Annotated in this window: 9 protein-coding genes; 5 read left to right on the top strand and 4 right to left on the bottom strand. The window is 63.4% G+C overall.

Translation table 11 applies throughout. The features are described 5' to 3' along the window. Positions 1 to 8: 8 nt before the first annotated feature. The gene (locus tag ACN9MZ_RS25475) at positions 9 to 1,985 is read right to left on the bottom strand and encodes a PAS domain S-box protein (RefSeq protein WP_426339624.1); all 1,977 of its coding nucleotides are present in this window, start codon (positions 1,983 to 1,985) and stop codon (positions 9 to 11) included. Positions 1,986 to 2,107: 122 nt separating this feature from the next. Between ACN9MZ_RS25475 and ACN9MZ_RS25470 the strand changes: the two genes are divergently transcribed. The 4 genes from ACN9MZ_RS25470 (at position 2,108) to ACN9MZ_RS25455 (ending at position 5,059) form a co-directional block, all read left to right on the top strand. Next, entirely contained in the window at positions 2,108 to 3,100 is a 993-nt protein-coding gene (locus ACN9MZ_RS25470; RefSeq protein ID WP_426339623.1) for a TRAP transporter substrate-binding protein, read from the top strand. Between the two features lie 326 nt (positions 3,101 to 3,426). Further along, positions 3,427 to 3,951 (top strand): methylated-DNA--[protein]-cysteine S-methyltransferase, encoded by a 525-nt coding sequence (locus tag ACN9MZ_RS25465; protein ID WP_426339622.1) that lies wholly within the window; start codon positions 3,427 to 3,429, stop codon positions 3,949 to 3,951. Beyond that, a complete protein-coding gene (xerD, locus tag ACN9MZ_RS25460) occupies positions 3,927 to 4,829 on the top strand; it encodes a site-specific tyrosine recombinase XerD (RefSeq protein ID WP_426339621.1) in 903 nt (300 codons plus the stop codon). The genes ACN9MZ_RS25465 and xerD overlap by 25 nt, the downstream gene beginning before the upstream one ends. A gap of 56 nt (positions 4,830 to 4,885) precedes the next feature. Further along, entirely contained in the window at positions 4,886 to 5,059 is a 174-nt protein-coding gene (locus ACN9MZ_RS25455; RefSeq protein ID WP_426339620.1) for a hypothetical protein, read from the top strand. A 118-nt stretch (positions 5,060 to 5,177) separates the two neighbouring features. Here ACN9MZ_RS25455 and ACN9MZ_RS25450 read toward each other — a convergent pair whose 3' ends face one another. Both ACN9MZ_RS25450 and ACN9MZ_RS25445 read right to left on the bottom strand, forming a co-directional pair. Continuing rightward, on the bottom strand, positions 5,178 to 8,300 hold the full coding sequence (locus tag ACN9MZ_RS25450) for an efflux RND transporter permease subunit (RefSeq protein WP_426339619.1): 3,123 nt from the start codon (positions 8,298 to 8,300) through the stop codon (positions 5,178 to 5,180). Positions 8,301 to 8,311: 11 nt separating this feature from the next. Next, positions 8,312 to 9,508 (bottom strand): efflux RND transporter periplasmic adaptor subunit, encoded by a 1,197-nt coding sequence (locus tag ACN9MZ_RS25445; protein ID WP_426339618.1) that lies wholly within the window; start codon positions 9,506 to 9,508, stop codon positions 8,312 to 8,314. Positions 9,509 to 9,710: 202 nt separating this feature from the next. On the opposite strand from ACN9MZ_RS25445, the gene ACN9MZ_RS25440 reads away from it, so the two are divergent. Beyond that, complete coding sequence (locus ACN9MZ_RS25440) at positions 9,711 to 12,155, top strand: sensor domain-containing protein (protein ID WP_426339617.1); 2,445 nt, start codon at positions 9,711 to 9,713, stop codon at positions 12,153 to 12,155. On the opposite strand, the gene ACN9MZ_RS25435 is transcribed toward ACN9MZ_RS25440, so the two are convergent. After that, positions 12,152 to 13,111, bottom strand: coding sequence for an endonuclease/exonuclease/phosphatase family protein (locus ACN9MZ_RS25435; RefSeq protein ID WP_426339616.1), 960 nt, complete (start codon positions 13,109 to 13,111; stop codon positions 12,152 to 12,154). The two genes, ACN9MZ_RS25440 and ACN9MZ_RS25435, sit on opposite strands and share 4 nt — an antisense overlap. Positions 13,112 to 13,142 lie beyond the last annotated feature (31 nt).

Here is a 13,142-nt window from a genome sequence, read left to right as displayed (position 1 = left end):
AATTTGCTCTATTGGGCGCCGCCTGCGACCGGCAGCGTGAAAGTGAATATGGTACCGCCTTGCGGGTTGTCGCGGTGGGTCAATGTGCCGCCGTGGAACTCGATCGCGGTGCGGCAAATGTTGAGACCCATGCCCATGCCTTCGGCCTTGGTGGAGAAGAAAGGCGAGAACAGGCGCTCGGCCACGTCCTGCGGAATGCCGTGGCCGTGGTCGATCACCTGCACCACCACCATGCCTGCCAGCGGATCGTTTTCCGCCAGCACGCGCAGCACGCGTTTCAGCGGCTGCACGTCGGCCATGGCTTCGATGCCGTTGCGGGTCAGGTTCAGCAGCACCTGCTCGATCAGCATGCGGTCGGCGCGCACCAGGGGCAGCGATTCCGGGATCTCGATTTGCAGCGAAACGTGGTGCTGGCGCGCTTGCAGCTCGATCAGCACCAGGATGGAATCGAGCATCGATTGCAGCGCCACGTCCTGCCGCTCCGATTCGCGGTTCTTCACGAATTCGTGCACGCTGCGGATGATCTGGCCGGCGCGCTGCGCCTGTGCGCCGGCTTGTTCCAGTGCAGGCCTGAGCATGGCCGTATCGCCGCCGCGCGCGAGAATGTTCAGTGCGCCCGTGGTGTAGCTCGAGATGGCGGCCAGCGGCTGGTTGAGCTCGTGCGCCAGCATGGAAGCGATTTCGCCCATGGTGGCCAGGCGCGCGCTGGCTTGCAGCTTTTCCTGGTGCTGGCGGTTCAATTCCTCCATGCGCTTGCGGTCCGAGATGTCGAGAATGGAACCCATGTAACCGGTGTGGCGGCCTTCCTTGTCCACCAGCGGCGCTTCGAACACCAGTACCGGAATGCGGGTGCCGTCGGGGCGCTGGAACAGGGTTTCGAATTCGGGCGTGACGGAGCCGGCCAGCACATTGGCCAGGCGGTGCTGGTATTCCTCCATGACGTCCGGCGCCCAATACGGCATCGGCGGCGAGCGCCCGATCAGTTCTTCCGCCGGGTAGCCCACCATCTGGCAGAAGGCGGGATTGACATAGGTGATGCGGCCTTCCAGGTCGCGCGCGCGCAGGCCGGTCACCAGCGAATTTTCCATCGCGGTGCGGAAAGTCATTTGCTGCCGCAGTTCGCCTTCTGCCGCGAGCCGGCGCGAGATGTGGCCCCACAGTGCGAACAGGCTCCATAACAGGGCAAGCGAGAGCGCGATGACGGAGCCGACCAGCAGGTTGGGCAGCAGCTTCGGCTCGCTTTTCACGCTGTCCGTCATCAGGGTAATGGTGGCGCCGGGCAGGTCGAGGGCGCGTTTGTGGGTGTAGACGCCGTGGCCCGGGCCGGCCGAACTGCGGCGCGCCAGCACCTTGTCGTCGCGGTCGAGAAGGGAGATCTGGTTATCCTGGGCGAACCACCAGGGCACCATTTCATCGAGCAGGCTACTGAGCTGGAAGGTCGCCACCAGGCTGCCCAGCCACTGGTCGCCGCGGTAAATCGGGAACAGCAGGTCCATTTTCAGCGCGCCTTGCGGGGCCTCGCCGCCAATCGGCTCGGGCTCGGCGTAGACGGGAGTGTGCGTGCGGCGCGCATGGTCCTGCGCCGCCAGCGCGGCGGTACCGAGCATGGCGTCACCGGTCGGGCTGACCGGCGCGCCTTCGCTGGCCACGACAATGCGTCCTGTGGGGGCGACCTGGATCACGCTTTTCAGCTCGGCGCCATTTTTCAGCATGCGCCCCATGCGCTGCTGCACGTCGGCCGGCGCCAGGTGTCCGCTGGCGATTTCATTGGCCAGGCCGCGCAGGCTTTCTTCGTGGCGGCCAAGCTGGAAGCGGATCGATTGTTCGACCCACAGCGTATCGGCGATCAGTTGCTCCTGCCGCTCGTTGCTCTCGAGCTGGCGCGCCTGCCACGGCAGCCAGAACACGATGGCGACAAATAGCAGCACCAGTACTACCGGCAGCAGCCAGCGGATGGCAAAGGGCAGTGATAAGCGTTTTAGCATGCGCCGAGGGTAGCGAATCCAGTTGCTGCTTGTATTGTGGGTTTCCACAGTTGTGTGCCACCATTCCACTGAACACAATATAAAGTGAGAATAATAATGCACCAGAATCGCCGGGAGACCTTATGCATTTGAAGTCCCTCCTGGCCGCCTTCGGCGCGGCCGCACTTGTCACGTCCCAAGCGTTCGCGCAGGCGCCCATCGTCATCAAATTCAGCCACGTCGTCGCGCCGGATACGCCCAAGGGGCAGGCGGCGGAGCGCTTCAAGCAGCTGGCTGAGAAGGCCACTGCGGGCCGCGTCAGGGTCCAGGTCTACCCGAACAGCCAGCTGTACAAGGACAAGGAAGAACTGGAAGCGCTGCAGCTGGGCGCGGTGCAGATGCTGGCGCCGTCGCTGGCCAAGTTCGGTCCGCTGGGCGTGAAGGAATTCGAGGTGTTCGACCTGCCCTACATCTTCCCCAACAAGACCGCGCTGTACAACGTGACCGAAGGCCCGATCGGCAAATCGCTGCTGAAGAAGCTCGAAACCAAGGGTATTACCGGCCTGGCTTACTGGGATAATGGCTTCAAGGTCATGTCGGCCAACCGCCAGCTGCGCGTGCCGGCCGATTTCCATGGCCTGAAGATGCGGATCCAGTCTTCCAAGGTGCTGGACATCCAGATGCGCGCGCTGGGCGCGGTGCCGCAGTCGCTGGCCTTCTCCGAAGCGTATATGGCGTTACAGACCGGCGTCGTGGATGGCACCGAGAATCCGCCCTCGAACATGTACACGCAAAAGATGCATGAGGTGCAGAAGCACCTGACCATTTCCAACCACGGCTACCTGGGCTACGCCGTCATCGTCAACAAGAAGTTCTGGGACGGCCTGCCGTCGGACATCCGCAGCAAGCTTGAAGGCGCCATGAAGGAAGCCACCACTTACGAAAAAGCCATCGCCCAGCGCGACAACGATATGGCCCTGGAAGCGATCCGCAAGTCCGGCAAGACCCGGATCTACAACCTGAGCGCGCAGGAACAGGCGCTGTGGCGCAATGCCCTGCTGCCGGTGCAAAAGCAGATGGAAGAGCGCATCGGCAAGGACCTGATCCAGGCCATCAACCGCGAGACAGCAAAATAAGCCCACTGTCAAGTTGCCAAAAATAAATAACGATATTCGGAAAAAGATCGGTTACTATGGCCACGCCCCTGAACGGTGCGGCTTGCACCATGATGGTTACGGGCACAGGATTTAGTGGGGAGTGAAGAAGAAGAACAAGCGGCGCGGCCGCGGATCATAGAGGAGACACGCTGCCTGACAGTATGCTATTGGCCGCCGCCACAAGCGGGGTTAAATGGCCGGGGTGGTGAAAAAAAAGATTCAAGACGCACCTGCGGGTGCGTTTTTTTTTGCCCTATCCTGGCGCACTGGTGTAGCATGATTGCCACAGTTTTATTGGAGTAAGCGTGACCGAAAAACAACATGCTGGCAGGGACTTCAGCGCCATCATCCATCTCCCGTTCGGCGCCATGGGCGTCGGCACGGCCGGCGCGGTCGTGACCGAAATGTTCTACCTGCCCGGCGACACGCCGGAAAAAGCGCCCACCAATGCGCTGGCCGAAAAAGCCGTGCAGCAGTTGCTGGCCTATTGCGACGATGCCGACTACGCCTTCGACCTGCCGCTGGCAATGCGCGGCAGCGAGTTCCAGCGCCGCGTGTGGCAAGCGCTGCGCGAAATCCCGCGCGGCCAGGTGCGCACCTACGGCGAGCTGGCCAAGCACCTTGATTCGGTCGCGCGGGCGGTGGGGCAGGCTTGCCGCAGCAACCCTTTCCCGCCGCTGGTGCCCTGCCACCGCGTGATGGGCGCCAGCAGCCTGGGCGGCTTTGCCGGCAGCGACGACCAGAACGGCTTCACCCTCGGCGTGAAGCGCTGGCTGCTGGCCCACGAAGGACATCAAGAGTATCAATGGCAGCAGGCAACCTTGCTCTGATCGACGAGTTTTGCGACAGCCTGTGGCTGGAAGACGGGCTGTCCAGGAATTCCCTCGATGCCTACCGGCGCGATCTGACGGCCTTTGCCAAGTGGCTGGAAACGGCGCGACCCTCGGTCGGCAGTTTGCATGCAGTCGGCACGGCCGACCTGCAAGCCTATTTTGCTGCGCGCCACCAGGACACCAAGCCCAGTTCGGCCAACCGCCGCCTGTCTGCCCTGAAGCGCTTTTACCAGATCGCCCTGCGCCAGCGGCATATCGCGGAAGATCCCTGCCTGCGCATGGCGTCGGCCAAGCAACCGCTTCGCTTCGTGCATACCCTGAGCGAGGGCCAGGTGGAAGCGCTGCTGGCCGCGCCGGACTTGCGCACGCCGCTTGGCATTCGCGACCGCACCATGCTGGAACTGATGTATGCCAGCGGCTTGCGCGTGTCGGAGCTGGTCGCCCTGAAGACGCTCGAACTGAGCATGAACGACGGCGTGCTGCGCATCACCGGCAAGGGCGCGAAGACGCGCCTGGTGCCGTTCGGCGAACAGGCGCGCTTGTGGATCGAGCGCTACTTGCGCGAAGCGCGCGGCGCGATCCTCGACGGCAAGCAGGACGATGCGCTCTTTATCACCGGCCGCGGCGGGCCGATGACGCGGCAAATGTTCTGGGTCGTGGTGAAAAAGCAGGCCTTGAAGGCCGGCATTACCGCACCGCTGTCGCCGCACACGCTGCGCCACGCCTTCGCCACGCACCTGCTGAACCATGGCGCCGACCTGCGCGTGGTGCAGTTGCTTTTAGGCCACTCCGATATTTCGACCACACAAATCTACACCCACGTTGCGCGCGAGCGCTTGAAGCAGATTCATGCGCTACATCATCCGCGCGGATAATTTCGTTTGCGCAGCGCCGTCAATCGGCCTAATGTAGGCTTTCAGGAGGTATTTCCATGGCAAAGACGAATTTCGCATTCGAGAAACGCCAGCGCGAGCTGGAGAAAAAACGCAAGGCCGAAGAAAAAGCGCAGAAAAAACTTGCGGCCAAGAACCGTCCGGCCGACGAGCAGGATGCCGACGAAGCCGGCTACGAAACCGAAGAAACCGACACCACCGCCCCAGAATGAAAGTCGGGGTCAGGTCTGGCAATCCGCCATACATGGCGGATTGCCAGACCTGACCCCGACTTTCATAGGGGACGCCGTCACGTCCTCGCCACGGCAGGGACTGTTCGGGCGAAACTGCTTACGCGGCTTCTGCCACGTCGGATTTTTCGGCGGCCGCTGCGTCGTCGTGCTGGCCGCGGCGCAGCCAGCGCTTGGCGCGCTTGCCGAAACTGTCGAGGTAGGTGTAGGCCACCGGCACCACGACCAGCGTCAGCAGGGTGGAGGTGAGCACGCCGCCAATCACAGCACGACCCATCGGCGCCTGGGTTTCCCCGCCTTCACCGAGGCCAATCGCCATCGGCAGCATGCCGAAGATCATTGCCAGGGTCGTCATCAGGATGGGACGCAGGCGCACCTGGCCGGCCGCCATGATGGCGTCGAACTGGCTCATGCCGTCGCGCTGGCCGTGGTTGGTGAAGTCCACCAGCAGGATCGCGTTCTTGGTCACCAGGCCCATCAGCATGATCACGCCGATCACGGAGAAGACGTTCAGCGTGGAGCCGGTCGCCAGCAGCGCCACCAGCACGCCGATCAGCGACATCGGCAGCGACACCATGATCGCAACGGGCTGCAGGAAGCTGCCGAACTGCGACGCCAGCACGATGTAAATGAACACCACCGCGATGCTCAGCGCGGTGACGGCGCCGTTCATCGTTTCGGCCATCTGCTGCGCGTTGCCGGCCACGTCGAAGCGCACGCCGTCCGGCAGCGTCATCGAGTCCATGGCTTTCTTCACGTCGGCATCGACGTCGCCGGCTGGACGGCCTTCGGTCGCGGCATAGATGGCCACCCGGCGCTGCAGGGCCTGGCGCTTCAGCACCTGCGGGCTGAAGCCGGGCACAAAGTCCACCACCTGGCGCAGCGGGACCATCAGCGGGTTGCCGTCCGGGCCGGTCTTGCTCGAGGTGAGCGACAGGTCGGCCAGGTCGGCGATGCGCTGGCGGCCGGACTTGGGCAACTGCACATTGACTTCATAGTTCTGGCCATCGGCCGCCAGCCAGTAGCTGGCCGTGTCGCCCGCCACGAAAGGACGCATGGCGCTGCCGATCTGCTGCACGCTCAGTCCCAGGTCGCTGGCCAGTTCATTATTGATCTTGATCAGCGTCGATGGATTGGCGCCTTCCTGGCTGTATTCCAGGTCGGCCACGCCCTTGATCTTGCGCATCTTGGCCATCAGTGTCTGCGCCGCCTGCTCCAGCTTGGCTTCGTCGGTGCCGAGGATGGCGATGAAGATCGGCTTCTGGCCCACGGACAGGGTAATGCCGGGAATGCGCTCGATGCGTTTGCGGATCGCGCCTTCCAGCTTTTGCTGGGATTGACGGTGGGTTTTCTTGACATCGGTCAGCTTGATGCGCAGGAAGGAGATATGGCGGCCGGCTGGATCGCCGACATTGGCCGTGACGGCATCGACCTCGGGAAATTCCCTCAGCGCCGCCTCCACCTGCTTCACCTTGGCGTCGTTGTAATCCAGGCTGGAGCCGACCGGTACCTTGAGCTGCAGCACAATCTGGCCCTGGTCGGTTTCCGGGAACATCTCGCCGCCGATCATCGGCACCAGCATCAGGCTGCCCGCGAACAGGCCGAAGGCGGTGGCGAGCGTCAGCTTGCGCCACCTCAGCGCCAACGCCAGCACCTTGCCGTACAGCTTGTGCACCTGCTCCACGCCATGTTCGACTTTCTCCATGACGCGGCCCAGCCATGGCAGGTATTTGAAGCGGTCCTGGACCGGGTCGTGCCATACCGACGACAGCATCGGGTCGAGGGTAAAGGAGACGAAGAGCGATACCAGCACCGCCACCGTCACGGTCACGCCGAACTGCAGGAAGAAGCGGCCGATGATGCCGTCCATGAAGGCCACCGGCACGAACACGGCGACAATCGCAAAGGTGGTCGCCATCACGGCGATGCCGATTTCATTGGTGCCGTCCTCGGCCGCCTTGCGGTGGTGCTTGCCGAAGCCGAGGTGGCGCACGATGTTCTCGCGTACCACGATGGCGTCGTCGATCAGCAAGCCAATGCACAGCGACAGCGCCATCAGCGTCAGGAAGTTCAGCGTGAAGCCGAAGGCCTTCATGGCGATGAAGGAAGCCAGCACCGAAATCGGCAGCGTCAGGCCGGTGATGATGGTCGAGCGCCAGGAGTGCAGGAAGAAGAACACGATCACCATGGTCAGGATCGCGCCTTCGATGATGGTGCGCTTGACGTTATCGAGCTGCGCCTGCACGCGCTCCGATTGCGAATCCAGGACTTTGATCCTGATGTCTTCCGGCAGGGTCTTGCGCAGGTTTTCCACCACCTTCAGGATGCCGTTGCCGACCTCGACCACGTTGGCATCCTGTACCTTGGTGATGTCGAGCGAGACGGCGGGCTTGCCGTTGACGCGCGAGATCGATTGTTCCTCCGCTTCGCCATCGATCACGTCGGCCACCTGGTCCAGGTAAACCGGGCCGTTGGCGCGGCGCGCTACGATGATCTTGTTGAATTCGGCCGCTTCTTTCAGCTTGCCTTCCACCCGCACCAGGGTTTCCGTGACGTCGGCCGACAGGCGGCCGGCAGGCAGGTTGGCGTTGGTGTTCTGGATGGCGCGCATCACTTCGTCCACGCCCACGCCTTGCGCACGCATGTCGGCCGGGCGCAGGCTGACCAGCATCTGGCGCTTGGTGGTGCCGAATACGCGCACCTGGCCCACGCCCGGCACGCCCTGGAAGCGCTTGGCCAGGATCTGGTCGGTCATGGTGGACAGCTCGCGCAGGCTGCGCTTGTCCGAGCTGAACGACAGGCTGACGATGGGCTGGTCGTTCTCGCCTTCGGCGCGGGCGATGAAGGGTTCCTTCGCTTCGCGCGGGAATTTCGGGCGCACCAACGCAATCTTGTCGCGCATGTCCTGCATCGCCTTGTCCATATTGGTGGACAGCTCGAATTCGACGTAGACGCCGGCCTTGCCCTCCCACGAGTTGGCGCGGATGGTCTTGACGCCGGAGACGGTGTTGACGATGTCCTCGATCGGGCGCGTGATGTCGTTTTCCACCGCTTCCGGCGAGGCGCCCGGATATACCACCTCGATCGCGGCAAACGGGAAGGAAACGTTCGGCATGGATTCCACGCCAAGGCCCTTGTAAGAGAAGATGCCAAGCACCATCAGCGCCACCATCACCATGGTGGCAAAGACCGGCTGGCGAATCGAGATTTTAGTGATCCACATGGCGGCGCCCCTTAGCCTTTAGCCGCTGCCAGCATGGCCGGCCTGGCGGCGGGAACGCCGGCCGGGGCAGCCAGCTTGACCTTGGCGCCCGGCTTCACCCCGTCCAGTTTTGAGATGATCACGTTGGCGCCCTGTTCCAGGCCGCCGGTCACTTCGGCCAGGCCCGCATCCTCGCTGCGCAGGCCAAGGCTGACCGGCTGCGCCACGACGATGCCGTCGGCGACCTTGTAGACCACCTGCTTGCCCGCTTCTTCGCGCAGTGCAGCCAGCGGCACCATCGGCGCTTCCTTGGTGCGCTCGGTGGTGATATTCCCCTTGGCGAACATGCCGCCGCGCAGCACGCCTTCGGCGTTCGGAACCGAGATATACACCAGCATGGCGCGCGAACCGGTTTCCGTGGTCGGGTTGATGCGCGCTACCTTGCCGCTGAATTCGCGCTTGGCGAAGCCATCGACGCGGAAGCTGACTTCCTGGCCAATTTTCACGCGCGGGATGTCGGTGGTGGGCACTTGCGCCTCCAGCGTCAGCTCTTGCAGGCCGACGATGGTGTAGACGGGCATGTCAGGCGCGACCTTGTCGCCCGCCTGCACATGACGTTTGGAGATGATTCCGCTGATCGGTGCGCGGATTACGCTGTCGTTCAACGCAATGCGGGCCAGGTCGACCATGGCGGAAGCGGATTTGACATTGGCCTGTGCCAGCTCGACAGCATTGGCCGTGGTATCGAAGCTGGTCTGCGAGATGAATTTTTGCGACAGCAGCGCTTTCGCGTTGTACTCGTTTTTCTGTGCCATGTTCAGCCTGGCCTGCGCTTCTTCCAGCATGGCCCGCTGCTGGGCCAGGCGCGCTGTCAGGTCGGCCTGGTCGAGGCGGGCCAGCACCTGGCCTTGCTGCACCGACACGCCTTCGCGTAATGCTGCTTCCTGCACCTGGCCGGAGACTTTTGACTTGATGGTGGCCTGGTTGACCGGGATCAGCGAGCCCGACAGCGGCAGGCCGACCGCCAGCGGGCGCGCTCCGATAGTGGCCACGTCGGCACTGGCCAGTTCCAGCACAGGCGCCGGCGTGGCAGCGCCGGCCTTCGGCGTTGCGGCAGGCTTGGCCCGCATGACTGTCCAGCCGCCCCCCGCCAGGCCCAGTACCACCAGGCCGATCAGTGGAAGGCGCCAGCGCTTGCGGGATTTCAGGTGCACGGGTTGGGGGCTCATTATTGTCTCTTCGTTAAAGGTGTCCGCTGGCGCGGGTTGCAATGGTGTCACTGTAGGTTTTAACAAGTCCAGCAGCCACGGGAATGCGATAGAGCGCCAAAACGGCGACCTGAAATGCAAAAAGCGAGGATGGAGCCGCCGCTTCCGGCACACCTTTGATGCAGCGCAATCGGCACCCGCCCCAGATGGCAACAATGAGACCATGAGTACGACCATGCCTTCCTTGCCCCATGTGCTGACCCCTGCCCACGCTGCGCTCGACCTGATCGCGAGGATGGTTGCCGCGCTGGAGCTGACGCCGTCGGTTTCAGTGTGCAGTTTTGACCGGGAAGGCGTGGTGCAATTCTGCAACCAGGCTTGCGCCGACATGCTGGGCATTACTGTTGAGTCAGCGGTGGGCCAATGCATGTCCCAACTGTGTTCGCATGGCGAGCGGCAGGCGGAGCACGATGCGATGGTGGCGGAGGTCTGGCGCAACGGCCACTGCCCGCCGTCCGGCGACTGGCAAATCAAGACCTGCGATGGCCGTGAGCTCTGGCTGTACTCGACTTGCATCCCGGTCTGGCACGACGGCGAGCTGGCACAGATATTCTGCATGGAAGTCGACATCACGCAGCGGCGCAAGGACTTCGATGCCTTGCAGGCGGCAGGCGCGAACTATCATCATATGTTCGAGCGCTCCAGCGACGCCATCTTCCTGCTGCGCGACGGTGTGGTGGAGGAGGCCAACCCGGCCGCGCTAGCCCTGTTCAAGAGCGATGGGCCGGGGCGCCTGGTCGGGCGCCACCTGTATGATTTCGCCCCCATGACCCAACCGTCTGGCGCGCTCTCGACAGAGGCGGAAGCACGCATGGCCGATGAGGCGAAGCAGCGCGGCAACGCACGCGGCGAGTGGCATTATGTGGATGGCGAGGGGACGCTGTTCTGGGCCGAAGTATTGCTGACCGCCATATCCCTCGACGGCAGCAAGCTGTATTACGCCGTAGTGCGCGACATCTCCGAACGCAAGCGCGCCGAGCGCGCACTGTACCTGGCGGCGCAGGTGTTCGAAAACAGCCGCGACGCAATCGTGCTGACCGATCGCGGCCGGCGCGTGATCGCCCTCAACCGTGCGTTCACGGACATTACCGGTTTCGCACCGCAGGACATGCTGGGCAAGCCGGTCAGCCTGTACCGCTCCGGCGTGCACGACGAATCGTTTTACCGCGAAGTCTGGGCCCAGGTGGATGCCAGCGACCATTGGGAAGGTGAATCCTGGGGCCGCAAGCTGGACGGTGCGCTGTTTCCCTGCTGGACCAGCATCACTGCCATCCGCGATAGCGCGGGACGCGTCAGCAACTATATGGGCACCGTCACCGATATCACCGAGCGCAAGAAAACCGAAGAGCACACGCGCCACCTGGCCGAACATGACTTCCTGACCGACTTGCCGAACCGGGTGCTGTTGCTGGACCGCCTGCGGCTGGCCTTGGCGGCCGCCCGCCGCAACCAGGCCATGCTGGCGGTGCTGTTCGTCGACCTTGACCGCTTCAAGATGGTCAACGATACGCTGGGGCATTCGGTGGGCGACCGGCTGCTGAAGGAAGTGGCCAGCCGGCTGGTGCACTGCGTGCGCGAGGCCGACACGGTGAGCCGGCAGGGGGGCGATGAGTTCATCATCGTGCTGTCCGATGTGGCGGGGCCGGCGGGCGCGGCGCATGCCGCGGACACGGTATTGCACGCGCTGGAGCAGGAATTCGTGCTTGGAGGGCATATTGCCCACGTTTCCGGTTCGATCGGGATCGCCATGTTCCCTGCCGATGGGGAAGAGATCGACACTTTGCTGAAACATGCGGATATTGCCATGTACCACGCCAAACAGGCAGACCGCAACGGCTACCAGTTCTTCAGCAGCGAAATGAATGCCCGCATTGTGGAGCGCTCCGGGCTGGAGCAGGGCTTGCGGCGCGCCTTGGCCAGGCAGCAGTTCGAACTGGTGTTTGAGCCCGAGGTCGACATCGCCAGTGCCGCGGTGGTGGGGATGGAGGCGCTGCTGCGCTGGCGCCATCCCGAACTCGGCGTGCTGCTGCCGGAGCGCTTTATCGATGTCGCCACGGAAGCGGGCATGATGGTGGCGATTGGCAACTGGGTGCTGCAGGAGGCTTGCCGCCATGCGCGCGGCTGGCTGGATGAGGGGCGCGAGCTGGTAGTGTCGGTCAACTTGGCGCCGGCCCAGTTCATGCATAAGGACTTGCTGGATTGTGTGAACGAGGCCTTGGACACGGCCGGCCTGCCGGCGCGCCTGCTCGAATTGCAGCTCACCGAGGCCATGCTGATGCAGGGCGGGACGCAGACAGAAAGCGTGCTGGGCAAATTGCGCGGTCTTGGCGTGCGGCTGTCAATCGACGACTTCGGCACCGGCTACTCGCGGCTGGGGCAGTTGAAGGACAGCCCGATCGACAAGCTCAAGATTGCGCAATCGTTTTTCGACCATGGCACGGACGCCACGGCCATCCGCACCATCATCGCCATGGCGCGCAGTCTCGATATGACTGTCATCGCCGAAGGCGTCGAGACCGAAGACCAGCTCCAGCTGCTGCGCGAACTTGGCTGCGACCAATACCAGGGCCATCTGGCCGGCGCCGCGGTGGCAGCTGTATCGGCCTAGCGCAGCCGCAGGCGGACCAGGACCTGGCCGTGGTCGGAGACTTCGGGTCGTTCCTGGCGCAGGTGGTCGTTGAAGTAGCTGACGTCCAGCACTTCGCCGATCGCGCGCGGCGAGGCGGGGTTGAATTCTTCCGACACCAGTACGTGGTCGATGGTGGAGTAATGGCCTTCGTGGATGCTGGTGTAGGCCACATGGCGCAGGTGGTCTTGCCGCAGCTGGATCTGGTTGGCGTCGTACATGCGGCCGCGCCGTTCGTCGCCGGGCATCATGCCGCCGCCGTTGCCCAGCACGATGGTGGTGGTGACCGCATCGGCCGTATCGTTGAAATCCCCGAGCACGATGCATGGCCGGCGTGACGCGCGCATCATCTTGCTTAACAATACGCGCAGGGCCACCGCTTCCGTGCCGCGCCACACCAGGGAACGCAGGCTGGCCATGGCCAGGTGCAGCGGATCTTCCGACGTGTCGCCGCTGCGGTAATCGGGACGGCGCGACTTCAGGTGCACCACGATAACGTCCACCACGACCTCGTTCGGCAGCAGGATTTGCGCGTGCAGCGGAGCACGCGCAAAGCGGTCCGATTCCGGCAAGCCGGAATCGGCCGGCACGCCTTCGGGGAAATTGGCATAGACCTCCGGCGCGGCAGCCAACGGCAGGCGCGACACCAACGCCACGTTGGGCGTCAGCCGCAAGGCCTGGGGATCGGGATCGAAGCCGGCATGCACGGCTTCGCGGTATTTGCGGGTGCGCGCGAGCACGTCGCGCAGCGCTGCCTGGGAGAAGATCTCCTGGAAGCCGATCACGTCGGCATCGAGCTGGTCCAGTTGCTGCGCGGTCCATTCCGCCTTGGCCTCGTACTCCTGCTCCGTCAAAGGCTGCAGGTTGTCGTACAGTTTCGCCCCTGGCGGGGCAAGGTTGCAGACATTGAAGGTGGCAAAGCGAATTTCTTGCTGCATAATGAGAAACTCCTCTCTTGGCACTAGCGTA

It is taken from the genome of Pseudoduganella sp. S-14 (assembly GCF_049913285.1).
Lineage (GTDB): Bacteria > Pseudomonadota > Gammaproteobacteria > Burkholderiales > Burkholderiaceae_D > Rugamonas.
This window is presented reverse-complemented; position numbering and strand designations above follow the sequence as displayed.

Excerpts from the sequence above, each read along its gene's own strand:
- ACN9MZ_RS25475 (WP_426339624.1), bottom strand. The coding sequence starts at position 1,985 with ATGCTAAAACGCTTATCACTGCCCTTTGCCATCCGCTGGCTGCTGCCG.
- ACN9MZ_RS25470 (WP_426339623.1), top strand. The coding sequence starts at position 2,108 with ATGCATTTGAAGTCCCTCCTGGCCGCCTTCGGCGCGGCCGCACTTGTC.
- xerD (WP_426339621.1), top strand. The coding sequence starts at position 3,927 with ATGGCAGCAGGCAACCTTGCTCTGATCGACGAGTTTTGCGACAGCCTG.
- ACN9MZ_RS25455 (WP_426339620.1), top strand. The coding sequence starts at position 4,886 with ATGGCAAAGACGAATTTCGCATTCGAGAAACGCCAGCGCGAGCTGGAG.
- ACN9MZ_RS25450 (WP_426339619.1), bottom strand. The coding sequence starts at position 8,300 with ATGTGGATCACTAAAATCTCGATTCGCCAGCCGGTCTTTGCCACCATG.
- ACN9MZ_RS25445 (WP_426339618.1), bottom strand. The coding sequence starts at position 9,508 with ATGAGCCCCCAACCCGTGCACCTGAAATCCCGCAAGCGCTGGCGCCTT.
- ACN9MZ_RS25440 (WP_426339617.1), top strand. The coding sequence starts at position 9,711 with ATGAGTACGACCATGCCTTCCTTGCCCCATGTGCTGACCCCTGCCCAC.
- ACN9MZ_RS25435 (WP_426339616.1), bottom strand. The coding sequence starts at position 13,111 with ATGCAGCAAGAAATTCGCTTTGCCACCTTCAATGTCTGCAACCTTGCC.